Genomic DNA, 24,690 nt, shown 5'->3' with positions numbered 1-24,690 from the left:
GATACATCCGTCTCAGATCGCATTCAATAGCTCCAATTCCAGCGCTCGGTGCTCTTCCTTGACGCCCGGATCGAGCGACTGCGCCTTGACGAAGGCTGCCTTGGCTTTCTTGACGTCGTTGCCGGCCTTGTAGGCCCGTGCCAGGTTGACCCAGACCTTGGCGTCTTTGGGCGACAGTTGCGTCGCTGCCAGATAGGCCTTTTGCGCCTCCTGGTGCTTGTCCTGGATCATGAAGATATTGCCGCGATTGTTCATCGCCGCCGCGTTCTTCGGGTCCAGCGCAAGCACCTTGTCGAAATACTTCATCGCCTCGTCGCGATCCCCGGCCTTGGCCAGGATGATGCCCATCTGCAGGTGCGCATCGACGTCCGACGGATTCTTCTTGATCGCGGCAAGATAGCGTCGCGTCTTGGTCTGCGAACTGATCTTCAGCACCGACATGTGGTCGCCGGGGAACTTCTTCTCGATCTCGGCGCGCAAGATGTCGCCCTGCTTCAGGTTCGAGTCGGGCAGGCTGGCCGGCTTGTAGGTCTCCCATGAGGTATGCACATCGAGCACGGTCATGTCCTTGTCCTTCCATTTGTAGTAGGTCGCCGCCCCCTTCTCCCATGCCTTGACGAAAGCGCTGCCCAACAGCGTGGTCTCCACCGGTATCCACAGATGATCCTGGTAGATCACGTACATGTTGTCCATGGTATAGCCGTCCTGGTCGGCCGCGATACCGCTGTCGAACATCATGAACATGTGTCCCGGCACCTCCAGCACGCGGGTGTTGATTCCCATGCTTTCCAGCGCCGCAGAGTAGAGGGCGACCAGGTCGTCACAGTCGCCCGACTTGCGCTCCAGCGTTTCGCGCGGGAACTGCACGTAATCGACCGTATCCACCTTGCCCGAACTGACCTGGTAGGGATTGCTCGGGTCCGGGATATAAGTCATGCCGTACACGCCCAGCATATCGAAGACCGCGGCGGAGAGTTGCGCCTGGTCCTTGGTTTCCTTGAACTGGGTCACCACCGAACGCACGATGTTCATCACCGGCGGGTCCTTGGGCGTGACGAAAGCGGCATAGCGGTCGCGATCGTCCCAGGTCAAGCGGTGCTTGTCGTAGATGTTCACCGTCGGATTCTTGCTGAAGGCGACGCGTTTACCGTTCTCGAAATAGCTGGCCTCGATCATCGCCTGCACCGATGTATCTTCGGTGAGCGTCAGGATGCTGTTGTTAAACACGGCCTTGAGCGGCACTTCCTGGCTTTGTCCCGGCAACAGCTTGTCCAGTTTGGTCTCTGTCGGGAAATCCATGAAATCGCGCAACTGGAACGTGACCTTGAGCCGTTCCATGCTCTTGTTGGTATTGTTGATCAGCTTGATGCGCCCGATCCCGTCACGCTCATAGATCTTGTACGAGTTGGAGAAAACGTCGCGCAACTGCACCACCTCGATCTCCAGCGGCGGGCGGTTGAATACCTGCGTGGCGGCCTCGACGGCCAGCTTCTCCGATTCGGTGCCGTCGCTGCTGACCGTCGAAACGTAGTAGGTATATCCGGTTTCCGGCGTCAATCCGTCCTTGATGAATTCGGGCTGGGTGACTTCACCGATCTTCGTGTAGGAGTCCCCATCCTTTTGGTAGATGCGGTAGGCGCTGAAATATTTGGCATCGGCCGCCACCCAGTTGAGTTTCACCTGCCACGGGGTGGTCGTCACCTGTACCGCCGCAAGGGCGGGCGGGACGAATTTGGTCGGTACCGCACTCGCTACGGCACTGGTCGCGCCCTCGAACCCGAACTCCGTCTCCGCACCGACCCGGTAGTAATAATGTGCGCCGGCTTCCAGGTCCTGATCGACGAACTGGTTGTTCGGGCTGGTGCCGACCGGCACGAAACCGCCGTTCTCGCTGCCGGAACGGTAGATACGGTACTGTTTGACATACGCATTGGTGGCTGCGGCCCAATGCAGTTCGACGGAATGGACCTTGCCCTGCGCAACGAGCTGCTGGGGTGCGTCCGGCTTGTGCAGGGTCGCCAGCATCTGCACGCGCTTGTTGCCGCTATCCGAGACCGCGAAACCGGAGCCACCGCCGTAGGCCATGGCGACGGGGTCGTCGAATGCCCCGGCCCCCGATCCCTTGGCACCGAACGAACGCAGCAACTGGCCTTTGGGCGAGAACACCTTCACCTGGTTGCCGTCCAGCACCATCACTTCATCGTTCGCTGCGATCAACGCCACCGGTCTGGACAACAGGCTGCCGCCCTCCCTGGTCTTGCCGAACTCGCCGGCCGACTGTCCATTGGATGAATATGCCAGCACGCTATCGCGTGCGGCATCGAGGATATACAGATTGTCGTGCTGATCGAACGCCATGGCGACGGGTTCGCGCAACTTGCCCGAATTCTCGCCGTTCAGCGCATTCAGGAACACACCGTCGGCCCTGAAGATCTGTACGTTGTGATTGGCGCGGTCGGCCACGAAGATCATGCCCGAGGACGATACCGCGATCGCCGAAGGACTGTCGAACTGGCCAGCCTTGCTGCCCTCGCTGCCGAAACTCAGCAGCACCTTGCCGGTCTCGTCCAGCTTGGCTCCCCGCGCGCCCTTCCGGTCCAACACCCAGATCGCGCCGCTCTTGTCTACCGTCACGGCAGACAGCTGCATGTTGTCCAGCTTGATCTCGCCCGCCAGCGCGCCCTTGCGGATCACCTGCAGGCTCTTCTTGTCCTTGCCCACCGCATACAAGGTTTCCTTGCCGTCACCTGCCAGCGCCCCCGCTTCCACCGGAATGCTGGCCAGCCATTTCACCGAAGCGCGGCCCGCCGTTCTGGGCAGCTGGTCCAGCGGTTTGCCGGCCTCGACGGAATACGCATCGACCAGCGACTTCCTGGCATCGCCGACAAACACCTGTTGCCCCTTGTCCACCGCGATGCCGGACAGGTTCTTGAATTGCGCCTTGCCTTCGCCGCCGGAACCGAAGGTGTACATCAGGTTGGCATCGAAGTCATATTTCAGGATAGTGAAGCTGCTTTCATCGGCAACATAGATGCCGTCTTCCGCCACCCCCATCGCCACCGGCTTGCCCGATTTGGGCAAGGAGCGCAGATAAACCCCGTTCGCCCCGTAGATCTTGACCGATTTGTCGTCCGCATCGCGCACATAGATGCGTCCCTGCGCATCCAGCGCGATGTCGGTCGGCTCGCCCAATTTGTAGGCCTTGTCTTTTTCCGCCGCGCCGGTTGCTGTCGCACTCAATGCCAGGGTGGAAAGGAAGACGCCGTTGATGCCGAACATCTGTATCCGTTCGTTGCCGGTATCGGCGACATACACCACGCCTTCATGCACGGCAATGCCTTGCGGCTCGTCAAGCGCAACGTCGCCGGCAAGATTGCCGCCCGCCTTGCTGCCGAAGCGGCCCTGGTATTTCCCCGTCGCCAGGTCATACATGACCACCTGGTTCAGCTTGCTGTCCACCACGTAGATCGTGCCGCCGGCCACTGCAACCGCCTCCGGCTTCCTGGTCAATTCGATATCGCCGCTCTTCGCTGCCAGCGTCATGACCGTCTTGCCATCCTTGTCCAGCACCTCCACCGGGCCATCCTGTTTGGCGATGAAAAGCTTGTCGCCGCCGACGCCGAGCAGTTTTCGCAACTTGGGCGCGGCAAGTTCAGCGCGGAAATCTGCCTTGGAGAAACCGTTGGTCGTGCCTGCGCCGGTCTCGGCTGCACTGGCCCCAAACGAGAGCAGCAGCAATGAAATCACTATCGATAAGTTTCGCATATCCTCGATCCAATCCGTCAAAGTGTTAAATCCGTTCTGAAGTCGCCTGCCTTCATCGTGCCTGCGCGGCATGACATTTATTTTTCAGCGCGATTGAATACCCCATCCCAATCGGCGCCCGGCGGGTTCTGCATGAAATACCCGCAACGCTCCGAGTATATTTTACTGGGTTTATCTTCGGGCGCGACGTCCAGCACCGCCTTAAATCCTGCCAGCGCCCGCTCCCACTCTCTTGCCCGGTACAAGGCCAGCGCCGCCTCGAACCGTTTTGCGGTTTCCGCATCCAGCATCGACAGGCCGTCCAGCGGTTCATATATGGTAACGGGCAAATGTTTCCCCACCACGCGGATCTTGTCTATCTCCCGGTAGCGGCAGATCTCGCGGGTTCTTTTGTAGGTCTCTTCACCCACCAGGTAGCTCACCCCGTAGTACTTTGCCGTTCCCTCCAGCCGCGCCGCCTGGTTCACCGTATCGCCGATGACCGTATATTCCATTTTCTTGCCGGACAGGCCGACATTCCCCGCCACCACCTCGCCCGACTGGATACCGCCGCGGATCATGAACGGTTCCACCCCGCTCTGCTGCCACGTCTTGTGCAATTCCTTCATGCGCCGGTCGATCACCCTGATGCAGTCGATCGCCAGCCTGGCATGATCGGGCTGCGCCAGCGGCGCCCCCCAATAGGCCATGATGCCGTCGCCGATAAATTTGTCGATCGTGCCGTCGTGCTGCTCGATCACCTGCACCATCGCGCCCAGGTATTCATTCAGCCGCGACACCACTTCCTGCGGCGGATGCGCCTCGCTGAACGAGGTGAATCCCTTGATGTCGGTGAATAATACGGTTACTTCCTTGTTGTCGCCGCCGATCTTGGCTGCCTCCGGATCTTTTTCCAGCCGCGCCACCAGTTTGGGCGACAGATAGCTGGAGAACATCGAGCGCATCTCGCGCGCACTGCGTTCCAGCACCAGATAGCGGAAACTGCCGCCCACCAGCAACGCGACGATGACCGACAGGGTCGGATAAATGATATTGAGCCACTCCCCTGCGGTGAACATGTAGTAGGTGAACCAGATATATGCCGACACCAGCACGATCATCGCCGGGATCGCCCCGTACAGACGCAAGCGTATGGTCAGGAAATAGGCCAGCGCACCCATCGCTACGATAAAGGCCATGTCGATCAGCGACTCCACCCCGCCCTGGCGGATATAGCGCTCGCTGATGATGTTGTCCGCGACCGTCGCGTGCAACTCCACCCCGGGCGTGTTGCCGTCGAAAGGCGTCACCCGCATGTCGTAGACGCCGAGCGCCGTCGCCCCGACAAACAGGATCTTGCCCTGCAATTCCGCTGCCGGAATGCGCCCGTTCATCACGTCGGTAAAGGAATAACGGGGATAGGCACCGCGCGGGCCGACATAGTTGATCCACATCCGGTTCTCACCATCCACCGGAATATGGTGTGTGCCCAATGTAATATCGAAGTCGCCGGCTTCATACTTGTGTTCGCCCAGCGCCAGCATCGCCGCCATCAGCCCCAGCGCGGGTGTCTGCTTGCCGTCCTTTTCGAGCAGCAGCGGATAACGGCGGATCACGCCGTCGTCGTCCGGCAACTGGTTGATATGCCCGACCCCGATCGCTCCGCGCTCGATCTCCGGCAAGCTGCGGGTTATGTTCGCCACACGGCCGTTCTTGTCATACTCAAAAGCCACGGCCAGCACGACATTGCCGGCGCGCCTGGTGGCGGCCGCAAAAAGCCGGTCGTGCGCTGCGCTCTCGCGCTCGGGGAAAAAGGCGTCGAACATCACCGCCTTCGCCCTTGCTGCCGTCAGTTTGTCCAGCAGATCCGCATAACGGTCGCGACTCCAGGGATACCGCCCCAGCTCTGCGATACTCTTCTCGTCGATGGCGATGACGGCAATGTTCGGACTGGGCGGAATCGGTCCGCGCATGACCTTGAAGCGCAGATCATAGGTCTTGGCCTCGAATGCCTCAAGGAATGAGTTCTGCGTGTAATAGAGAAACAGCACGCCGGCGATGGAAAATATCGCGAGCCAGAACGACAGCGCGTTCGCATTCCTGTGCACCCGCATTTTCTTCCAGAACGGCTTGATGACCATCATGCTCGATATCCTCCCGACTACGGACTTGAAGCTGTCTCCCCACAGCCCCAAGCTTGCATAATGCCATAGCCGGGGAAAAGTCAGGTACGCTGAAACGGAAGAAGCCCGACTTTCCAGTCGGGCTTCTTTTGAGATTCAGAGCATCGACGACACATAGGTGGGGCGAGCAATTCCGTCTCGCCCGCACCTCGGCCGGCTATTTGCCGAATCTGGCTTTCTCGTCGCGAAATACCGGCCCCCATTTGGGATGCCCTTCTTCCTCGGGTTTCAGCCTGAATTGCGGGTCGATACTCAGCAGCTTGTCGAACTCGCTCCGGCATTGAACTACTTCGTCGTTGCTGCAATGTATGAAGGCCAGGTATTTATGCGCTGTCAGCTTCTGTTCTTTGGTGGCAGCACCATCCACGGGAGAATGGTTCAGCAGATGATTCAATACCAGCTTTGCGGTTGCCATATCGCCCTCTTCGAAGCTCTTTACGCCGACGATCAAATCCTGCTGGGGATCGTCATTCCAGAAGGTGGCGGCACAGGCACTCAACAACAGTGGTGCCAAAGCCAAAGAAACGATCCAAGCCGCTTTTTTCACTTCAGCCTTCACTCCCGAAATTGCATGGATACGATATGAATCGCAGAAAGTTAAAAGGGCTCGCATCATTGCAAGCCCTTTGGGTGTTGGTGGCTCGGGGCGGAATCGAACCACCGACACAAGGATTTTCAATCCTCTGCTCTACCGACTGAGCTACCGAGCCATTTTTGCGCCCATCCCCATCGGGGTGGGTAAAACGAAGGGGCGCATTGTAGCGGCAAGCAGCGTTACGGGCAATATAAAAAACGAACCCCGCACACGGCGGGGTTCGTTTACTGCACTTGACTGAACCAAACAGCCGATTCAGTTACATCATGCCGCCCATGCCACCCATACCGCCCATATCGCCACCCATGCCGCCGGCAGCCGGCTTGTCTTCCGGCAACTCGGCCACCATGCAGGCAGTGGTCAGCATCAGGCCGGCAACGGAAGCAGCATTTTGCAATGCAACACGCGTCACTTTTGTTGGATCGACCACGCCCATCGCCAGCATGTCGCCATACTCACTGCTTGCGGCGTTGTAGCCGAAGCTGCCCTTGCCTTCCAGCACCTTGTTCACCACCACGCTTGGCTCATCGCCAGCGTTGGTAGTGATAGCGCGGATCGGCGCTTCCATCGCGCGCAGCACGATGGTGATACCGGCATCCTGGTCATGGTTAGCGCCCTTAAGGCCGGAAACCGCTGCCTTGGCACGCAGCAATGCAACGCCGCCTCCAGGAACGATGCCTTCTTCAACCGCAGCGCGGGTTGCGTGCAATGCGTCTTCCACACGCGCCTTCTTTTCCTTCATTTCGACTTCGGTCGCAGCGCCGACCTTGATCACTGCCACGCCGCCGGACAGCTTGGCCAGGCGTTCTTGCAGTTTTTCCTTGTCGTAGTCGCTGGTGGACTCTTCGGCTTGCTTCTTGATTTCAGCAACGCGAGCCAAAATCGCATCGTGCTTGCCATTGCCATCAATGATGGTCGTTGTTTCCTTGCCCACTTCGATACGCTTGGCTTGGCCCAGTTCGGCCAGCGTGGCTTTCTCCAGGGTCAGACCGACTTCTTCGGCGATCACGGTGCCGCCGGTCAGGATGGCGATGTCTTCCAGCATGGCCTTGCGACGATCGCCGAAGCCGGGCGCCTTGACGGCAACCGTCTTCAGGATGCCGCGGATGTTGTTCACCACCAGGGTGGCCAACGCCTCGCCATCGATGTCTTCGGCGATAATCAGCAGCGGACGGCCAGCCTTGGCCACTTGTTCCAGTACGGGCAGCAGGTCACGGATGTTGGAAATCTTCTTGTCGTGCAGCAGGATGAAGGGGTTCTCCATGGCCGCGATCTGCTTGTCGGCGTTGTTGATGAAGTAGGGCGACAGATAGCCGCGGTCGAACTGCATGCCTTCCACGATGTCTAGTTCATCTTCCAGCCCTTGGCCGTCTTCAATGGTGATGACGCCTTCCTTGCCCACTTTTTCCATTGCAGCAGCGATCTTCTCGCCGATCACGGTGTCGGAGTTGGCGGAGATGCTGCCCACCTGAGCGATTTCCTTGCTGGTAGTGCAAGGCTTGGATATCTTCTTCAGTTCTGCAACGGCGGCGATGACGGCCTGGTCGATGCCGCGCTTCAGGTCCATCGGGTTCATGCCGGCGGCTACGAACTTCATGCCTTCCTGCACAATGGATTGAGCCAGCACGGTTGCGGTGGTTGTTCCGTCACCGGCCACGTCGGAGGTCTTGGAAGCGACTTCCTTGACCATTTGCGCGCCCATGTTCTCGAACTTGTCCTTCAGTTCGATTTCCTTGGCGACGGATACGCCGTCCTTGGTGATGGTGGGAGATCCGTAGGAACGGTCCAGCACCACGTTACGGCCTTTGGGGCCCAGTGTTACTTTGACCGCATCGGCCAGAATGTTGACACCCACGACCATCTTGGCACGTGCTGCATCATGGAATTTCACGTCTTTAGCTGCCATGTTTATTTCTCCTGAAATTGATTTGGGACCAAAAGTAATTTTTCGCCGGGCGGAAAATTACTTTTCGATCACGCCGATGATGTCGTCTTCACGCATGGTCAGCAGTTCCTGGCCGTCGATCTTGAAGGCTTGACCGGAATATTTGCCGAACAACACACGGTCACCAACTTTAACGTTCATAGGTTGCAGCTTGCCATCGTCACCCATCTTGCCGTTGCCCACAGCGACGATTTCGCCCTGATCGGGTTTTTCGGTGGCTGCATCAGGAATAATGATTCCAGATGCAGTCTTGGTTTCTGCTTCCATACGCTTGACGATGACACGGTCGCTCAAGGGACGAATCTTCATTCTTATTCTCCTAAATTCAGTGGGTTAATCAAATGCGAAGGCAGGTCTGTGATTTTAATCAGGCGCCGGTTAGCACTCCCCGCCAGCGACTGCTAATGATAGGGGTTACACCTCCCCATTTCAAGTGCAATGCAAAAATTAACCCAGCATTGCCATGGGGATTCGGCGGTTAACCTTGGCGCGAGCATCCCCAAAAATTTGCATGCTCACGCCCTACGTCCCATGCAAACTCCGTTATGATTTCGCGATGTCAGCCAACTCCGATCTCCTCGACCGCAGCCTCTCCGCCGTATGGCATCCCTGTACCCAGATGAAGCGGCACGAAACGCTGCCGCTGGTCCCCATCGCGCGCGGCGAGGGCGTGTGGCTGTACGATCTTGATGGCCGGCGCTATCTGGACGCAGTGAGTTCCTGGTGGGTGAACCTGTTCGGTCACTGCAATCCGCGCATCAATGCCGCTCTCGCCGACCAGCTCGGCAAACTGGAGCATGTCATGTTGGCCGGCTTTACCCACGAGCCGGTGGTCAGGCTCTCGGAAAGGCTGCGCGAACTCGCCCCTGCCGGATTGGGCCATTGCTTTTATGGCTCGGACGGCGCCTCGGCTACCGAGATCGCCCTGAAGATGAGCGCCCACTACTGGCGCAATACCGGTCACCCCCAGAAGACGCAATTCATCAGCCTGCAGAACAGCTACCACGGCGAGACGCTGGGCGCATTGTCGGTCACCGATGTCGCGCTGTTCCGCGACGCCTATGGTGCGCTGATCCGGCAGAACGCCACGGTTCCCTGCCCCGACTGGCGCAATGCGGAAACCGGGGAAAACGCCGAAGCTTACGCACTGCGCTGTGCCACCGCACTGGAAGTGCATTTGCAAGAACACCACGAACACATTGCCGCCTTCATCGTCGAGCCGCTGATCCAGGGTGCGGCAGGCATGGCGATGTATCACCCGAGCTATCTCAGGCGAGCACGCGAGTTATGCTCGGAATACGGCGTGCACCTGATCGCCGACGAGATCGCGGTCGGCATGGGCAGGACAGGCTCAATGTTCGCCTGTGAGCAGGCCAGCATCCACCCCGATTTCCTGCTGCTCTCCAAAGGCATCACCGGGGGTTACCTGCCGCTGTCGGTGGTCATGACGACGGACGACATCTATCGTGCGTTCTACGCCGACGAGACCGCGCGCGGCTTCCTGCATTCGCATTCCTATACCGGCAACCCCTTGGCCTGCCGTGCCGCGCTGGCCACGCTGGACATCTTTGCCGAAGACGACGTGCTCAACGCCAACCGCGACAAGGCCGCCTTCTTCAACCGTATCGCGCAACCATTGCGCGACCATTCCGCAGTGAAGGATTTTCGCAACACCGGCATGGTCTGGGCATTCGAGGTAGACACACCGCATGCCGATTTCGCGCAACGCTGCTTCAGCCTCGGGCTGCAACGCGAGCTGCTGCTGCGCCCGATGGGCAACACGGTCTATTTCATGCCGCCCTATGTCATTCGCGAAGACGAGATGCTGCTCCTTGTCGGACGGACGCTGGAAGTGATCGATCATTTGACATGAAATTTCTGCATACCGCGTTCCTGCTCTGCTGCGCTGCCGCCACCCAGGCCGCCCCGCTTCCTGCCACGGTCCGTCAGGAACTGAAAAAGGCACACATCCCGGCATCCGGCATCGCGGTGGAGGTGCGCGAGGCGGGCCGGCACAAACCGCTCATCAGCATCAACGCCCAGCGCCCGATGAATCCCGCCTCGACCATGAAGCTGCTCACCACCTTTGCCGCGCTCGACCTGCTCGGCCCCGCCTATACCTGGAAGACCGAAGCCTATATCGACGGCGAACTCAAGGACGGCGTGCTGAATGGCAACCTGATCCTCAAAGGCTATGGCGACCCGAAATTCACCATCGAGCAGTTCTGGCTGTGGCTGGGAGAACTGCGCGCACGCGGCCTGCGCGATATCCGCGGCGACCTGATCCTCGACCGCAGCTACTTCAACCTGCCGCCGTACAATCCTGGCGATTTCGACGCCGACCCGATGCGCGCCTACAACGTCGGCCCTGATGCGCTGCTGATCAATTTCAACACCATGCGCCTGCGTTACATGCCCGAGGGCAACAACCTGAAAGTCGTCAGCGAACCTCCGCTCGACGGCGTCACGCTGGACAACCAGCTGACACCGAAAAGCGACCAGATCAACTGCGACAACTGGGACGACCGGTTCTCGGTCCAGCCCAGCGGCGACAGCGTCGTATTGCAGGGCGACTACCCCATAGGCTGCGGCGAGCGCGAACAGAATCTCAGCGTGATGCCGCACACCCGTTATGTCGGCGCACTCTTCGGTGCCGTGTGGAAGGAACTTGGCGGCACCCTGCAAGGGAAAGAGCGCGACGGGATCGTCGGCAGCAATGCACAACTCTTTTCCATACATCGCTCGGAACCTCTGAGCACCATCATTCGCGACATCAACAAGTTCAGCAACAACGTGATGGCGAGGCAATTGTTCCTCACGCTGGGCGAGGCAGGCCCGGCGCTGGAGGATGAGACGGGTGCGAGCGCATCAGGCCTGAATGGGCACCCGCTCAGCATCGAACGCAGCATCCTCACCCTGCAGACCTGGCTGGCGCGCAACCGTCTGGACTTCAGGGAGCTGGTGCTGGAGAACGGCGCCGGGCTGTCGCGCAAGGAACGCATCAGCGTGGCCCACATGGCACAACTGCTGCAGCACGCCTACGATCATCCGCTGAGCGCGGAACTGCAAGCCTCGCTACCCATCCTCGGCGTGGACGGTTCGGTGAAGAAGCGCCTGAAAGAAAGTCCCGCCGCCAGCCACGCCCACCTGAAGACCGGCACGCTGGAAGGGGTGAAGACCATCGCCGGCTATGTGCGCTCGAAGAGCGGCAGGGAATGGATCGTCGTGTTCTACATCAACCATCCTTACGCCAAGAGCGGGCAGGATGCGCAGGATGCGCTGCTCGAGTGGGTGGCCGGCAAATGACCGCAGTAGCAGCTTCGATTGGCACACGCAATACCCAATAATATCTAGTACTTTCCGGCAAAGTATCTAGTCCTTTTTTGTCCTTTACGAGAACATGGGTAATCGGGAGAATGCGCGCTGCAATTTGCCATGTGCAAATCGCGTTTATCCACCTAACAGAGAGAAATAATATGAAGAAAATTACCGCTGCTGTTTTGTTGACCGCCGCCCTGTCCACGCCTGCTTTTGCAGAGGGATTTTTCATTGGTGCTGACATAGGCACCGCTGCAGGCTATCCAGACAGAACTGGAGAAACTGTCAATGGACTTATCGGCGCCGGAGCTACCTATGCGTCGGCAACGCAAAAAACGTCCAGCATCGCTTTCGATTTGCATGGCGGACAATGGATCACTGAACGTTTCGGCTGGGAAGTCGGTTATGACGCGCTCGGCAGCGTTGATGGTTCCTGGACTTCCATCGGCTCAACCACCGGATCATACAAATATTCCGCCTCGGCCTTCCATGTGGCGGCATTGGGCGGCATTCCTCTGGGACGTGGCAAACTCTATGGCAAGGCCGGACTCTTTTCCGCATCGACCAAAGAAGACGCCAGCAACACTGTCGGCTTTTCTTCATCGACAACCCAGTCCAGTACAGGCTTGATGATCGGCGGCGGCTATGAGTTCTCGTTCAGCGACAAGATTGCGGGACATGCCGGGATGAATCTGTTCAATGGCATGAAGTTCAATGACTTCACAAACAACACCACGAGCAACAAGACTCTGGTTCAAGTGCTTGTCGGCGTGGATTACAAGTTCTAATCTTGTTCGATAATAAATAAAAAGCCGAAACATATTCGGCTTTTTATTTGCGCCAAAAGCGCTTTCGCTCAATCGCTACAACCCCAACTCACCCCACATCGCGTCCACCTTCGCCTTTACCGCTGCATCCATCACGATGGGCGTGCCCCATTCGCGCTGCGTTTCGCCCGGCCACTTGTTGGTGGCGTCCAGCCCCATCTTGCCACCGAGGCCGCTCACCGGCGAGGCAAAATCGAGATAGTCGATCGGCGTGTTCTCCACCAGCAAGGTATCGCGTACCGGATCCATGCGCGTGGTGATCGCCCAGATCACCTCCTTCCAATCGCGCACGTCGATGTCATCGTCCACCACCACGATGAACTTGGTGTACATGAACTGGCGCAGGAAGCTCCAGATGCCGAACATCACGCGCTTGGCATGCCCCGCATATTGTTTCTTGATGCTCACCACCGCCATGCGATAGGAACAGCCCTCCGGCGGCAGGTAAAAATCGGCGATCTCTGGAAATTGTTTTTGCAGCAGCGGTACGAACACTTCGTTCAATGCCACACCCAGCATGGCCGGTTCGTCCGGCGGCTTGCCGGTGTAGGTGGAGTGATAAATGGGATCGCGACGCATGGTAATGCGCTGGATGGTAAACACGGGGAACTTGTCCTGCTCGTTGTAGTAGCCGGTATGGTCGCCATACGGTCCTTCCAGCGCAGTCTCGCCCGGATGGATCACCCCTTCCAGCACGATCTCGGCGGAAGCTGGCACTTGCAGGTCGCTGCCGATGCATTTCACCAGTTCGGTCTTGCTGCCGCGCAACAGTCCGGCGAACTGGTATTCGGACAAGGAATCCGGCACTGGCGTCACCGCACCGAGGATGGTCGCCGGGTCGGCGCCGATCACCACCGCGACCGGGAACGGTTGCCCCGGATTCTTCTCGCAGTGGTCGCGAAAATCCAGCGCGCCGCCGCGATGCGCCAGCCAGCGCATGATGACCTTGTTCGGGCCCAGTACCTGCTGACGGTAGATACCCAGGTTCTGGCGCGGCTTGTTCGGTCCGCGCGTGACCACCAGCCCCCAGGTGATCAGCGGCGCGACATCGCCCGGCCAGCAATGCTGGATGGGCAAGCTGGCCAGATCGACATCGTCGCCTTCCCACACCACTTCCTGGCACGGCGCGGACGACAGCACCTTGGGCGACATGGTCAGTACTTGCTTGAGTATCGGCCATTTCTCCCATGCGTCTTTCAATCCCTTAGGCGGCTCGGGTTCTTTCAGGTAGGCGAGCAGCTTGCCCACTTCGCGCAGTGCTCCGATGTTCTCTTCGCCCATGCCCAATGCCACCCGGCGCGGCGTGCCGAACAGGTTGGCCAGCACCGGCATCTTGTGCCCGGAGACGTTCTCGAACAGCACGGCAGGACCTTGCGCCCGCAGCACGCGGTCACAGATCTCGGTCATCTCCAGGTGCGTGGAGACGGGCGCGGTGACGCGCCTGAGTTCGCCGAGTTTCTCCAGTTGCGAGATGAAGTCGCGCAGGTCGTGGTATTTCATTTCCCTCTCCCCAGCCCTCTCCCGCCAGCGGGAGAGGGGATGTCTCAATAGAATTTCGCTTCGCCCTCGGGGCGTGTCTTGAAACGCTTGTGCAGCCAGAAATACTGTTCCGGCATCTCGCGTACCCGGTCTTCGATGAAAGCATTCATGCGGCGCGCGTCGGCAATGTCGTCGCCGCTGGGAAAATCCTCCCATGCCGGATAGAAGTTCAGCACATACCCTTCCCCGCCGGGCAACAAACGCGTGATGCTGGGCACCACTTTTGCGCCGGTCATCTGCGCAATGCGCGACACCGAGGTCATGGTCGCAGCCGGCACGCCGAAGAACGGGATGTGGGCGCCGTCCTTGATGCCCTGATCCTGGTCGGGCGGGTAGATGAACGGCAGATTCTCGCGCATGCCCCGGATGATGGGACGCAACCCTTCCTGGCGAGCATACAGGCGCTGGCTGCCAAAACGACTGCGCTTGTCCAGCAGCAGCCGGGTCAGGTACCCGCTCTTCTGCCGGGCATACATGCACACCGTATCGCTCTGTTGCGCGACCCATTGCCCGCCGGCATCCATGCCGACGAAATGCGGGGTAAGCAGGATCAGCGGCTGTCCCCTCATCGCTTCGAAATGCTCGATACCTTCGATGCGGATCAGCGAGTTGATGCGCCCGGCACTCGACCACCACAACACGCTGCGTTCGGCGAGTCCGCGCATGAACATCATGAAATGGCGGCGCAACAGGCTTTCGCGCGCGCTATCGGTCATGTCTGGAAAGCACAACTGCAGGTTGATCATGCCCACCCTGCGGCGCTCGGCGGCCAGCAGGTAGGCCAGCCTGCCCAGCCCGTTACCGATGGCGACGATGGCCCGGAACGGCAAAAAGCGGATCAGCCAGAATACGAGCACACCCAGGCGTATCAGCATCGTCAATCCCCGGCCGCATCGGGCGGCAGTGCGCCGCGCGGAACCTTGTAGCGGTTATAGCTCCACAGGTATTGCTCCGGGTAAGTGCGTATCACCTTTTCCAGCGCCGCGTTGATCTGCCCCGGAATGGAAACGGCCGTATCGATGGCCAGGGGTGCGAAATGCAGGGCATAGCCTTCGCCGCGCGGCAAACGCTCGCTATTGCACATCACCACTGCCGCACCGCTGGACTGGATCAGTTTTCCGATCAGCGTCATGGTGTAAGCGGGGCGTCCGAAGAACGGCACCCACTCGCCTTCGCCGTTGCCCGGCACCTGATCCGGCAGTACCCCGATGATGCCGCCGTGCTTGAGCGTCTTGAGCAGTTGGCGTACGCCGCCCAGATCGGTCGGGGCGAGTTTCGTCTGCCCGCGCTTGCGGCCTTCAAGCATCAGCTGGTCGAGGAATTTCCAGCGCGGCGGGCGGTACATGGTGGTGATCGGCTGGCGCGCAGCGATGAACAGGCTGATGATCTCGAAGCAGCCCAGATGCGGCGTCAGCGCAATCACACCCTTGCCCTGCGCCAGCGCCGCTTCGACATGCTCCCAGCCATGAAATTGTTTGACGCCGGTGAGCACCTCCTCCAGCGGACGGCGCCACACCCAGGGCAGTTCCAGCACGCCCTTGCCGGCTTCCCGCACGTTGGCACGCAGCAGCCTGCGGAACTCGCGTTCCGAATGCGCCACGCCCGCATGCTGCAGGTTCTCGCGCAAACGTGCCGCATAGCGCCCGGACGACAGATAAGCCACCCAGCCCAGCAGCGCGCCGATCCGGTGCAGTACCGACAGGGGCAGGCGCGCTAACACATCAAACAGAATAACCATTCAAGAAAATCCATTAATTCGAGCAAGGCGGGGATTTGGTATACTGCGCGCCCATTTAATCATTGAAGCAGCAATCGGAGAGCCATGAGCGAATACTTTTTTACATCCGAATCCGTGTCCGAGGGCCATCCGGACAAGGTAGCAGACCAGATTTCCGACGCCATCGTGGATGCGATTCTAGCGCAGGACAAGCATTCACGCATCGCTGCCGAGACGCTGTGCAACACCGGACTGGTGGTTCTGGCAGGCGAGATCACCACAGCCGCCAACGTCGACTACATCCAGGTCGCGCGCGACACCATCAAGCGCATCGGCTATGACAACACCGAATACGGCATCGACTACAAGGGCTGCGCCGTGCTGGTCGCCTACGACAAGCAGAGCCCGGACATCGCCCAGGGCGTGAACAAGGCCTACGACGACGGCCTCGACCAGGGCGCCGGCGACCAGGGCCTGATGTTCGGCTACGCCTGCCGCGAGACCGACGTGCTGATGCCGCTGCCGATCTACCTGTCGCACCGCATCGTCGAACGCCAGGCGCAACTGCGCCACGACGGCCGCCTGAAGTGGCTGCGCCCGGATGCCAAGTCGCAGGTCACCATCAAGTATGTCGACGGCAAACCGTATTGCATCGACACCGTGGTGCTGTCCACCCAGCATGCACCCGAGATGACGCTGGAGCAGATCCGCGAAGCCGCCATCGAGGAGATCATCAAGCCGGTGTTGCCCAAGGAACTGATCAAGGGCGAGATCAAATACTTGGTCAATCCCACCGGCCGTTTCGTGGTCGGCGGCCCGCAAGGTGATTGCGGCCTGACCGGGCGCAAGATCATCGTCGACACCTATGGTGGCGCAGCCCCGCACGGCGGCGGCGCGTTCTCCGGCAAGGACCCGTCCAAGGTCGACCGTTCTGCGGCATACGCGGGCCGTTATGTGGCAAAGAACATCGTCGCCGCCGGTCTGGCCGACAAGTGCCTGATCCAGATCTCCTACGCGATCGGCGTCGCACGCCCCACCAGCGTGATGGTCACCACTTACGGCACCGGCAAGGTCTCGGACGAGAAGATTGCCGAACTGGTGCAGAAGCACTTCGACCTGCGTCCGAAAGGCATCGTGCAGATGCTCGACTTGCTGCGCCCGATCTACCAGAAGACGGCCGCCTACGGCCACTTCGGCCGTGAGGAGCCCGAGTTCAAGTGGGAAGCCACTGACAAGGCCGCAGCTCTGAGGGCTGACGCAGGACTGTAATTCGTAACACCCATCCCGCCGAGGGGCGCTGCAGCAGTCACCGCAAGGTGAATCTGTCAGGCTCGGCGAGGATGGCCCAACCGTAGCAACGGCGCCCATTCATTAACTTATCAGATGAATGGAGCAAAAATGAACGCTGCCCACAAAAACTTCACCGACTATATCGTCGCCGACATGTCCCTCGCCGAATGGGGCCGCAAAGAAATTGCCATCGCGGAAACCGAGATGCCGGGCCTGATGGCGATACGCGAAGAATTCGCCGCCACCCAGCCGCTGCGCGGCGCACGCATCACCGGGTCCTTGCACATGACCATCCAGACGGCCGTGCTGATCGAGACGCTGAAAGCCCTGGGGGCGGAAGTACGCTGGGCCTCGTGCAACATCTTCTCGACCCAGGATCACGCCGCCGCTGCCATCGCCGCAACCGGCACGCCGGTGTTCGCGGTCAAGGGCGAGACGCTGACCGAATACTGGGATTACACGCACCGCATCTTCGAATGGGCCGATGGCGGCTATTCCAACATGATCCTGGACGACGGCGGCGACGCGACACTGCTGCTGCACCTCGGCGCCCGCGCCGAAACCAACGCCTCGCTGATCAGCAAGCCGACCTCGGAAGAAGAGACCTGCCTGTTCGCCTCGATCAAGGCCAAACTGGCGACCGACAAGAACTGGTATTCCAGGCGCCTCGCCGCCATCAAGGGCGTGACCGAGGAGACCACCACGGGCGTGCACCGCCTGTACCAGATGCATGCGCGCGGCGAACTGAAGTTCCCCGGCATCAACGTCAACGACTCCGTCACCAAGTCCAAGTTCGACAACCTGTACGGCTGCCGCGAATCGCTGGTGGACGGCATCAAGCGCGCCACCGACGTGATGATCGCCGGCAAGATCGCCGTGGTCGCCGGCTATGGCGATGTGGGCAAGGGTTCTGCCCAGGCATTGCGCGCACTTTCGGCACAGGTGTGGGTCACCGAGATCGACCCGATCTGCGCACTGCAGGCCGCGATGGAAGGCTATCGCGTGGTGACCATGGACTACGCCGCCGAGCATGCCGACATCTTCGTCACCGCCACCGGCAACTTCCATGTGATCACGCACGAGCACATGAAGAAGATGAAGGACCAGGCCATCGTCTGCAACATCGGCCACTTCGATAACGAGATCGATGTCGCTTCCATCGAGCAATACCAGTGGGAAGAGATCAAGCCGCAGGTCGACCACGTGATCTTCCCTGACGGCAAGCGCATCATCCTGCTGGCCAAGGGACGCCTGGTGAACCTCGGTTGCGGCACGGGTCACCCTTCCTATGTCATGTCTTCTTCTTTCGCCAACCAGACCATCGCCCAGATCGAGCTGTGGACCGAAGCGGAAAAAGGCAGCAACAAATACCCCGTAGGCGTATACACCCTGCCCAAGCACCTGGACGAGAAGGTGGCACGCCTGCAACTGAAGAAGCTGAACGCGCAGCTCACCGAGCTGACCGATCAGCAGGCCGCCTACATCAACGTGCCGAAGCAAGGTCCTTACAAGACCGAGCACTACCGCTACTAATCAACCGGTTGCGGGTATGATGGCGAGGGGCGGACGTCAGGTTCGCCCCTCTTAACTTGTCAAAGAAAAAGATGCTGCTCCGACTGCTGCTCATCTGGACCCTGAACGCCCTCGCCCTGGTGGCGGTGGCGAACTTCGTGCCTGGCATCCACGTGGACGGATTCATGGCCGCATTCATCGCGGCCTTCGTTCTGGGCCTGGTCAACACGCTCATCCGGCCGATCTTCCTGGTGCTGACGCTGCCGGTCACCATGCTCACGCTGGGACTGTTCATCTTCGTCATCAACGGGCTGATGTTCTGGTTCGCAGGCTCCATCCTGCTCGGCTTCGTGGTCGACAGTTTCTGGTCCGGCGTATTCGGCGCAGTCCTGTACAGCATCTTTTCCTGGGCGCTGAGTTCAGCCGCCGCACAACTACTTGTGAGAAAAAATGGGAATCAACACAAAGACACCGATCAGTTTTGAGTTCTACCCGCCGCAGACGCCGGAAGGCGTCGGCAAACTGACTGCCGTGCGCCAGCGCCTGGCGGCGATCAAGCCGGAATTCTTCTCGGTCACCTTCGGCGCCGGCGGCTCCACGCAGGATCGCACGCTGGAAACCATCCGCCACATCCATGCCGAAGGCCGCAGCGCGGCACCGCACCTGTCCTGCGTGGGCTCCACGCGCGACAACGTCCGCGCACTGCTGTTCGCCTACAAGGACATGGGCATCAAGCGCATCGTCGCCTTGCGCGGCGACCTGCCGTCCGGCATGGCCAGCATCGGCGAGTTCCAGTACGCCAACGAACTGGTATCGTTCATCCGCGCGCAGACCGGCGATCACTTCCACATCGAAGTGGCCGCCTACCCCGAATTCCACCCGCAGGCACACTCGCCGCGCGAGGACATGCTCAACTTCAAGCGCAAGATCAATGCCGGTGCCGACTCGGCCATCACGCAATACTTCTACAACGCGGATGCCTATTTCCGTTTTGTCGACGAGACACGCAAGCTCGGTGTCACCGCGCCCATCGTGCCGGGCATCATGCCGATCGTACGATTCTCGCAACTCGCACGCTTCTCCGACAACTGCGGCGCCGAGATCCCGCGCTGGATGCGCAAGACCATGGAAGGCTACGGCGACGACGTGGAATCCGTACAGAGCTTCGGCCTCGATGTGGTAACGCAGCTGTGCGAAAAACTGATTGCGAACGGCGTGCCCGGTTTGCATTTCTACACGCTGAACCATGCGGACGCTTCGCTGGAAATACTGAAACGGCTGGGCTACCAATGAGCACCTTGCGCGCACCGGAGCTGCTATTGCCGGCGGGCACGCTGGACAAGATGCGCGCTGCCTATGCCTACGGCGCCGATGCGGTGTACGCCGGGCAGCCGCGTTACTCATTGCGCGCGCGCAACAACGAATTCAAGCTGGAAGAGTTGCGCACCGGCATCGAGGAAGCGCACGCGCTGGGCAAGAAACTGTTCGTCGCCAGCAACCTGATGCCGCACAACGCCAAGGTGAAGACCTACATGACGGACATGCAGCCGGTGATCGAGATGCGGCCGGACGCGCTGATCATGGCCGATCCCGGCCTCATCGCCATGGTGCGCGAGCGCTGGCCGGAGGTGCAGATCCATCTGTCGGTGCAGGCCAACACGGTCAACTATGCGGCGGTGAAATTCTGGAAATCGCTGGGTCTTACCCGTGTCATCCTGTCGCGCGAACTGTCGCTGGACGAGATCGAGGAGATCCGCCAGCAATGCCCGGACATGGAACTGGAAGTGTTCGTGCACGGCGCGCTGTGCATCGCCTATTCCGGCCGCTGCCTGCTGTCCGGCTACTTCAACCACCGCGATGCCAACCAGGGCACCTGCACCAATTCCTGCCGCTGGGATTACAAGGTGGACAATGCCGCCGAGGATGGCACCGGCGACATCCAGAAGATCGACTTCGATTTCGACAAGGCGCTGAGCGAAAGCCCCCTGTCCGACTGTGGTTCGCAGCCGCGCCATCCCTTGGCCGACAAGGTCTACGTGATCTCGCGCAAGGACCACCCGGGCGAACTGATGCCGGTGCTGGAAGACGAGCACGGTACTTACATCATGAATTCGAAAGACCTGCGCGCAGTGGAACATGTCGAACGGCTGGTGAAGATCGGCATCGATTCGCTGAAGGTGGAAGGCCGCACCAAGTCCATCTACTACGTAGCGCGCACCGCGCAGGTGTATCGCCAGGCCATCGACGATGCCGTCAAAGGACGGCCGTTCAACCTGGAACTGCTGGGCGCGCTGGATGCGCTGGCGAGCCGCGGCTACACGGACGGTTTCTACGAACGCCACCACACGCACGAGCAACAGAATTACCTGCGCGGCCACTCCGAAAGTTTCCGCCAGCAATATGTCGGCGACATCGTGGCCTGCGCCAACGGCATGGCCGAGATCGACGTGAAGAACAAGTTCCAGGTGGGCGACAAGCTGGAGATCATCCACCCCGCCGGCAACCGCATCGTCGAACTGAAGGAGATGCGCAACATCGAAGGCGAGGCGCTCACCACCGCGCCGGGCAGCGGGCATCGCGTGCGGATACCGTTGCAAGGTGAACTGGCGAAGGGTATGGTGGCCAGGTTCCTGTAAGTCAGGACGAAGTGTTATCGAAGCCCGGTCTCGGCATGGTTGCGGCAAGCGGCCAGCCTTTGAAAGGTGACAAACGATGGACTGGAAGAATACTGCAAGTCGTTACGGGGCGCTTTCCATCGGCATCCACTGGTTGATGCTGCTGCTGTTCATCGCGGTATATGCCAGCATCGAACTGCGCGAGTTGTATCCAAAAGGCAGCGATCCGCGCGAAGCGCTGAAGACCTGGCACGCCATGCTCGGCATGCTGGTGTTCGTGTTGATCTGGCTGCGGCTGGCGGCACGTCTGTCCGGCCCCATGCCTGGCATCCAGCCTGAACCGCCGAGCTGGCAGCAGATAACCGCCAAGCTGTTACATCTGGCGCTCTATGCGCTGATGATTGTGATGCCGCTGACGGGATGGCTGCTGCTCAGCGCAAGCGGGAAACCGGTCCCTTTCTTTGGCCTGGAGCTGCCCGCGTTGATCGGTGCCAACAAGGACATCGCCAAACCGCTCAAGGAGATACATGAATTCATCGGCACGGCGGGATACTACCTTATCGGTTTGCATGCGGCGGCGGCGTTGTATCATCATTACATCCAGCGCGATAACACGATGATCCGGATGCTTCCCCATCATAGATAAAACAACCTGCTGCTCCGCCGAACAATACCGAAATGATCCTTTCCAACCTCGCCCAATCCGCCCGCTACGCTGCATTGCATCCGCTGTTCCAGCGCGCGTTCGATTACATCCGCGACACCGACCTGTTTGCTCTCGCCCCCGGGCGCTACCACATCGTCGGCGATGACCTGATCGCCATCGTGGAGCAGGTACCGGCCAAAACGAAGGAAATGGCGAAGCTGGAGGCACACCGGCGTTACATCGATATCCAGCTGGTGCTGGAAGGGGATGAATCCATGGGCTGGAAACCGCTGGCGGACTGCCTGAACCCGGTCAGCGAACACAGCATGGAGAAGGACATCCGCTTCTTCCACGATGCGCCGGCCTCGTATGTGCCGGTACCGCCGGATCATTTCTGCATCTTCTTTCCGGAAGATGCGCATGCACCGCTGGTGGGCAGCGGTACGATACGCAAGGTGATCTTCAAGATCGCGGTGAATCCGGCGCAGCCCTGAACAGACCGCGCTCCCGCTTATTGCTGATTTGCCGGTTTGGCCTTTCTGGTCTTGGCAGCCTTGGACTGGCCGGCCGTCTTCGCACCGGCCTCAAGCTTGGCGATCCTGGCTGTCAGCGTCTTGATCTGCGCATCCTTCCCGGCCAGTTGCGTTGCCTGTGCTTCCAGTTGCTGTTCCTTTTCCGCCAGCTGCTTGTCCTTTTCCGCGAGTTCCGTCACGCCCTGCTGGATGCCATCGTTGGCCGCTTCCAGGCGTGCCTCGTAGTCCTGCCGGATCGCCGCGATATCGGCATTCTTGGATTGGCGGATGATATCCGTCGCGGCGCGCTTGATCTCGTCCACCTGCTTGTCCAGCGGCAGGTCGCGCAAGTCCTTCAGGCCCAGCGCATTCGAAATGCCCAGCAGCCGGTCCTCCTCCTGCAGGACGAGCTTTTCCAGGGTGATCCGTTCCGAGCCTGACGGCTTGCCATCCACCTGCGCGCCCACTTGCACTGCGCCGCTGCCGCCCGCCATTGCCCCGCCGACCATCACGCCGCCCGCAGTGCTGCCTGCAGCATTGATCTTCAACTGGGTTTGCAGCGCGGCGACGCGTTCGTTGACCTGTTGCGCGTGACGGGCAGCGAACAGCGCGGCGGCCCCCATGCGCTGCACCAGTTCCTTGTCGTGGTGGGCGGCGGCGATCTTGGCCTTCGAATCCTGGTACACGCGCAGCGCCTCGGCATAGGTCACCGGCGCCTGCTTCTCGGCGTTCATCTTCTTGCTTTCCGCGTTGATCTGTTCGCTGTCACGCAACGCGCCTTCCTGCACCGCCATGATCACCAGATCCAGCATCGACTTGAGCAGGGCTTCCTTGTCCTTGTCGATGTTGTCCGGCTGTTCGCGTTCCACTTTGCCGATCAGACCCGAAAAGTCGCCGATCACTTTCTCGTATTCCCTGGGCAGCAGCTTGGGCGCATTGTGTTCTTCCAGCTGAGCCTTGTACTCCAGCTCCTTGGAGAAGCGATATTGCACGATGGCCATCATGGCGCGGCCCTTTTCCAGGACGGCTTCGCCCTTGGCGGCGTTGTTTACCAACACTTCCTTGGGCTTGTTGCCCAAGGAGGCCTGGCACTCGCTCAGGATTTGCGAGGCTTCCTTGAAATAATCCGGGGCAAGGAACGGCATGTTGGCGGCCTTGGCCTCATTCACGCTCTTTTCCAGCGTAGCCACCACATTCAGGTCCGACAGGTCGTTGTATTTGGCAACGTGCGCTGCCGTGGGTTTGATATTGGTACTGACCGGCGTGGCGCAGCCCGCCAGGAAGAGTGCGATCAGAACACCTGAAGTACGAATCTGCCAAGAATGCATAGCTTGCTCCAAATCCAAGGTTAGGTTGTTAAGTTTGCAATACGGATTGTCAATTTTACGTCAAATTTCCTGATCAAAGGCAACATCGCCTTCGTCCACCGCCGTCCCCATCTTGATGTTCCTGAAGTCGAACAAGGCGGTGTCGAGCAGGTGCGAAGGCTTGACGTTCTGCATGGCGGTGAAAATGGTCTGGCTGCGTCCCGGATACTGGCGCTCCCAGTTGGTGAGCATTTCCTTGATATTCTGGCGCTGCAGGTTCTCCTGCGAGCCGCACAGGTTGCACGGGATGATGGGGAATTCCATGCCGCGCGCATAGCGGGCGATATCCTTCTCGGCGCAATAGGCCAGCGGCCGGATGACGATGTGGTCACCCTTGTCGGTGACCAGCTTGGGCGGCATCGCCTTGAGCTTACCGCCGAAGAACATGTTGAGGAACAGCGTCTCCACCATGTCGTCGCGATGGTGCCCCAGCGCGATCTTGTTCGCGCCCAGTTCGCCCGCCACCTTGTAGATGATGCCGCGGCGCAGGCGCGAACACAGCGAACAGGTGGTCTTGCCCGCGGGGATTTTCTCCTTGACGATGGAGTAGGTGTCCTGCGTCTCGATGTGGAAATCCACCCCGATCGATTTCAGATAATCCGGCAGCACCTCGGCGGGAAAACCGGGCTGCTTCTGGTCCAGGTTCATCGCCACGATCTTGAAATCGATCGGCGCGCGTTTCTGCAAGGTGCGCAGGATGTCGAGCAGGGTGTAGGAGTCCTTGCCACCGGACAGGCACACCATCACGGTATCGCCTTCCTCGATCATGTTGAAGTCGGCGATGGCCTTGCCGACCATATGCTCCAGCCGGCCCTTGAGGCGGTTGAAGTTGGTGGAGTGATGCTCGAAATGGATGGGTTGTGTGATGTCGTTCATGGCT

General features: G+C 59.8%; 20 protein-coding genes, 1 tRNA gene and 1 riboswitch. Of the genes, 10 read left to right on the top strand and 11 right to left on the bottom strand.

Annotated elements, in window-relative coordinates:
- Positions 1-12: 12 nt before the first annotated feature.
- The 6 genes from L6418_RS00755 to groES form a co-directional block, all read right to left on the bottom strand.
- On the bottom strand, positions 13-3,765 hold the full coding sequence (locus L6418_RS00755) for a tetratricopeptide repeat protein (protein WP_237247577.1): 3,753 nt from the start codon (positions 3,763-3,765) through the stop codon (positions 13-15).
- 77 nt (positions 3,766-3,842) lie between these two features.
- Entirely contained in the window at positions 3,843-5,888 is a 2,046-nt protein-coding gene (locus tag L6418_RS00750; RefSeq protein WP_237247576.1) for a CHASE2 domain-containing protein, read from the bottom strand.
- Between the two features lie 196 nt (positions 5,889-6,084).
- The gene (locus L6418_RS00745) at positions 6,085-6,594 is read right to left on the bottom strand and encodes a TssQ family T6SS-associated lipoprotein (protein WP_237247575.1); all 510 of its coding nucleotides are present in this window, start codon (positions 6,592-6,594) and stop codon (positions 6,085-6,087) included.
- A tRNA-Phe gene (locus L6418_RS00740) sits at positions 6,562-6,637 on the bottom strand. Before L6418_RS00740 ends, L6418_RS00745 begins: the two co-directional genes overlap by 33 nt.
- Before the next feature lie 144 nt (positions 6,638-6,781).
- Positions 6,782-8,428, bottom strand: coding sequence for a chaperonin GroEL (gene groL / locus L6418_RS00735; RefSeq protein ID WP_237247574.1), 1,647 nt, complete (start codon positions 8,426-8,428; stop codon positions 6,782-6,784).
- 57 nt (positions 8,429-8,485) lie between these two features.
- Positions 8,486-8,776, bottom strand: coding sequence for a co-chaperone GroES (gene groES, locus L6418_RS00730; RefSeq protein WP_237247573.1), 291 nt, complete (start codon positions 8,774-8,776; stop codon positions 8,486-8,488).
- A 247-nt stretch (positions 8,777-9,023) separates the two neighbouring features.
- Between groES and bioA the strand changes: the two genes are divergently transcribed.
- From bioA to L6418_RS00715, 3 genes are all read left to right on the top strand, one after another.
- Positions 9,024-10,340, top strand: coding sequence for an adenosylmethionine--8-amino-7-oxononanoate transaminase (bioA, locus tag L6418_RS00725; RefSeq protein ID WP_237247572.1), 1,317 nt, complete (start codon positions 9,024-9,026; stop codon positions 10,338-10,340).
- Positions 10,337-11,773 (top strand): D-alanyl-D-alanine carboxypeptidase/D-alanyl-D-alanine-endopeptidase, encoded by a 1,437-nt coding sequence (gene dacB / locus L6418_RS00720; RefSeq protein ID WP_237247571.1) that lies wholly within the window; start codon positions 10,337-10,339, stop codon positions 11,771-11,773. Before bioA ends, dacB begins: the two co-directional genes overlap by 4 nt.
- A 170-nt stretch (positions 11,774-11,943) precedes the next feature.
- Positions 11,944-12,573, top strand: coding sequence for an outer membrane beta-barrel protein (locus L6418_RS00715; protein ID WP_237247570.1), 630 nt, complete (start codon positions 11,944-11,946; stop codon positions 12,571-12,573).
- A gap of 75 nt (positions 12,574-12,648) precedes the next feature.
- Here the strand turns inward: L6418_RS00715 and ubiD are convergent, their stop codons facing one another.
- Genes ubiD through L6418_RS00700 form a run of 3 tightly spaced genes read right to left on the bottom strand, consistent with a single transcriptional unit; the run spans position 12,649 to position 15,889 of the window.
- Positions 12,649-14,112, bottom strand: a complete 1,464-nt coding sequence (gene ubiD / locus L6418_RS00710; protein ID WP_237247569.1) for a 4-hydroxy-3-polyprenylbenzoate decarboxylase — start codon at positions 14,110-14,112, stop codon at positions 12,649-12,651.
- A gap of 44 nt (positions 14,113-14,156) precedes the next feature.
- Positions 14,157-15,026: a lipid A biosynthesis acyltransferase gene (locus L6418_RS00705; protein ID WP_237247568.1), complete on the bottom strand. Its 870-nt coding sequence runs from the start codon at positions 15,024-15,026 to the stop codon at positions 14,157-14,159.
- A 2-nt stretch (positions 15,027-15,028) separates the two neighbouring features.
- Complete coding sequence (locus L6418_RS00700; protein ID WP_237247567.1) at positions 15,029-15,889, bottom strand: lysophospholipid acyltransferase family protein; 861 nt, start codon at positions 15,887-15,889, stop codon at positions 15,029-15,031.
- A gap of 84 nt (positions 15,890-15,973) precedes the next feature.
- Here L6418_RS00700 and metK point away from each other — a divergent pair, with 84 nt between their 5' ends.
- The 7 genes from metK (at position 15,974) to L6418_RS00665 (ending at position 22,425) form a co-directional block, all read left to right on the top strand.
- On the top strand, positions 15,974-17,137 hold the full coding sequence (gene metK, locus L6418_RS00695; protein WP_237247566.1) for a methionine adenosyltransferase: 1,164 nt from the start codon (positions 15,974-15,976) through the stop codon (positions 17,135-17,137).
- 14 nt (positions 17,138-17,151) lie between these two features.
- Positions 17,152-17,241, top strand: a riboswitch (S-adenosyl-L-homocysteine riboswitch).
- Positions 17,242-17,266: 25 nt separating this feature from the next.
- Positions 17,267-18,691 carry an adenosylhomocysteinase gene (ahcY, locus tag L6418_RS00690; RefSeq protein WP_237247565.1) on the top strand — a complete coding sequence of 475 codons (1,425 nt, stop codon included), beginning with the start codon at positions 17,267-17,269 and terminating at the stop codon, positions 18,689-18,691.
- Positions 18,692-18,762: 71 nt separating this feature from the next.
- Positions 18,763-19,155, top strand: a complete 393-nt coding sequence (locus tag L6418_RS00685) for a phage holin family protein (RefSeq protein WP_237247564.1) — start codon at positions 18,763-18,765, stop codon at positions 19,153-19,155.
- Positions 19,121-19,963 (top strand): methylenetetrahydrofolate reductase [NAD(P)H], encoded by an 843-nt coding sequence (metF, locus tag L6418_RS00680; protein WP_237247563.1) that lies wholly within the window; start codon positions 19,121-19,123, stop codon positions 19,961-19,963. The genes L6418_RS00685 and metF overlap by 35 nt, the downstream gene beginning before the upstream one ends.
- Entirely contained in the window at positions 19,960-21,306 is a 1,347-nt protein-coding gene (yegQ, locus tag L6418_RS00675; protein ID WP_408641566.1) for a tRNA 5-hydroxyuridine modification protein YegQ, read from the top strand. The genes metF and yegQ overlap by 4 nt, the downstream gene beginning before the upstream one ends.
- 76 nt (positions 21,307-21,382) lie before the next feature.
- On the top strand, positions 21,383-21,931 hold the full coding sequence (locus L6418_RS00670) for a cytochrome b (RefSeq protein WP_237247562.1): 549 nt from the start codon (positions 21,383-21,385) through the stop codon (positions 21,929-21,931).
- 32 nt (positions 21,932-21,963) lie between these two features.
- Complete coding sequence (locus L6418_RS00665) at positions 21,964-22,425, top strand: YhcH/YjgK/YiaL family protein (RefSeq protein WP_237247561.1); 462 nt, start codon at positions 21,964-21,966, stop codon at positions 22,423-22,425.
- 17 nt (positions 22,426-22,442) lie between these two features.
- On the opposite strand, the gene L6418_RS00660 is transcribed toward L6418_RS00665, so the two are convergent.
- Together L6418_RS00660 and ttcA are read right to left on the bottom strand one after the other, a co-directional pair.
- Positions 22,443-23,771: a hypothetical protein gene (locus L6418_RS00660; protein WP_237247560.1), complete on the bottom strand. Its 1,329-nt coding sequence runs from the start codon at positions 23,769-23,771 to the stop codon at positions 22,443-22,445.
- A gap of 60 nt (positions 23,772-23,831) precedes the next feature.
- Positions 23,832-24,686, bottom strand: a complete 855-nt coding sequence (gene ttcA, locus L6418_RS00655; RefSeq protein ID WP_237247559.1) for a tRNA 2-thiocytidine(32) synthetase TtcA — start codon at positions 24,684-24,686, stop codon at positions 23,832-23,834.
- Between the last annotated feature and the right edge of the window lie 4 nt (positions 24,687-24,690).

Origin of the sequence: Sideroxyarcus emersonii (assembly GCF_021654335.1) — a bacterium.
GTDB lineage: Bacteria > Pseudomonadota > Gammaproteobacteria > Burkholderiales > Gallionellaceae > Sideroxyarcus > Sideroxyarcus emersonii.
Note: the sequence above shows the minus strand (reverse complement) of the source record. Positions and strands in the feature narration are given on the sequence as shown.

Bases quoted from the DNA above. Each gene is read 5' to 3' on its own strand.
- L6418_RS00755 (WP_237247577.1), bottom strand. From the start codon at position 3,765: ATGCGAAACTTATCGATAGTGATTTCATTGCTGCTGCTCTCGTTTGGG.
- groES (WP_237247573.1), bottom strand. From the start codon at position 8,776: ATGAAGATTCGTCCCTTGAGCGACCGTGTCATCGTCAAGCGTATGGAA.
- dacB (WP_237247571.1), top strand. From the start codon at position 10,337: ATGAAATTTCTGCATACCGCGTTCCTGCTCTGCTGCGCTGCCGCCACC.
- L6418_RS00705 (WP_237247568.1), bottom strand. From the start codon at position 15,026: ATGCTGATACGCCTGGGTGTGCTCGTATTCTGGCTGATCCGCTTTTTG.
- metF (WP_237247563.1), top strand. From the start codon at position 19,121: ATGGGAATCAACACAAAGACACCGATCAGTTTTGAGTTCTACCCGCCG.
- L6418_RS00715 (WP_237247570.1), top strand. From the start codon at position 11,944: ATGAAGAAAATTACCGCTGCTGTTTTGTTGACCGCCGCCCTGTCCACG.
- L6418_RS00750 (WP_237247576.1), bottom strand. From the start codon at position 5,888: ATGATGGTCATCAAGCCGTTCTGGAAGAAAATGCGGGTGCACAGGAAT.
- ubiD (WP_237247569.1), bottom strand. From the start codon at position 14,112: ATGAAATACCACGACCTGCGCGACTTCATCTCGCAACTGGAGAAACTC.
- L6418_RS00660 (WP_237247560.1), bottom strand. From the start codon at position 23,771: ATGCATTCTTGGCAGATTCGTACTTCAGGTGTTCTGATCGCACTCTTC.
- bioA (WP_237247572.1), top strand. From the start codon at position 9,024: ATGTCAGCCAACTCCGATCTCCTCGACCGCAGCCTCTCCGCCGTATGG.
- L6418_RS00685 (WP_237247564.1), top strand. From the start codon at position 18,763: ATGCTGCTCCGACTGCTGCTCATCTGGACCCTGAACGCCCTCGCCCTG.
- ttcA (WP_237247559.1), bottom strand. From the start codon at position 24,686: ATGAACGACATCACACAACCCATCCATTTCGAGCATCACTCCACCAAC.
- ahcY (WP_237247565.1), top strand. From the start codon at position 17,267: ATGAACGCTGCCCACAAAAACTTCACCGACTATATCGTCGCCGACATG.
- L6418_RS00670 (WP_237247562.1), top strand. From the start codon at position 21,383: ATGGACTGGAAGAATACTGCAAGTCGTTACGGGGCGCTTTCCATCGGC.
- L6418_RS00700 (WP_237247567.1), bottom strand. From the start codon at position 15,889: ATGGTTATTCTGTTTGATGTGTTAGCGCGCCTGCCCCTGTCGGTACTG.
- metK (WP_237247566.1), top strand. From the start codon at position 15,974: ATGAGCGAATACTTTTTTACATCCGAATCCGTGTCCGAGGGCCATCCG.
- yegQ (WP_408641566.1), top strand. From the start codon at position 19,960: ATGAGCACCTTGCGCGCACCGGAGCTGCTATTGCCGGCGGGCACGCTG.
- groL (WP_237247574.1), bottom strand. From the start codon at position 8,428: ATGGCAGCTAAAGACGTGAAATTCCATGATGCAGCACGTGCCAAGATG.
- L6418_RS00665 (WP_237247561.1), top strand. From the start codon at position 21,964: ATGATCCTTTCCAACCTCGCCCAATCCGCCCGCTACGCTGCATTGCAT.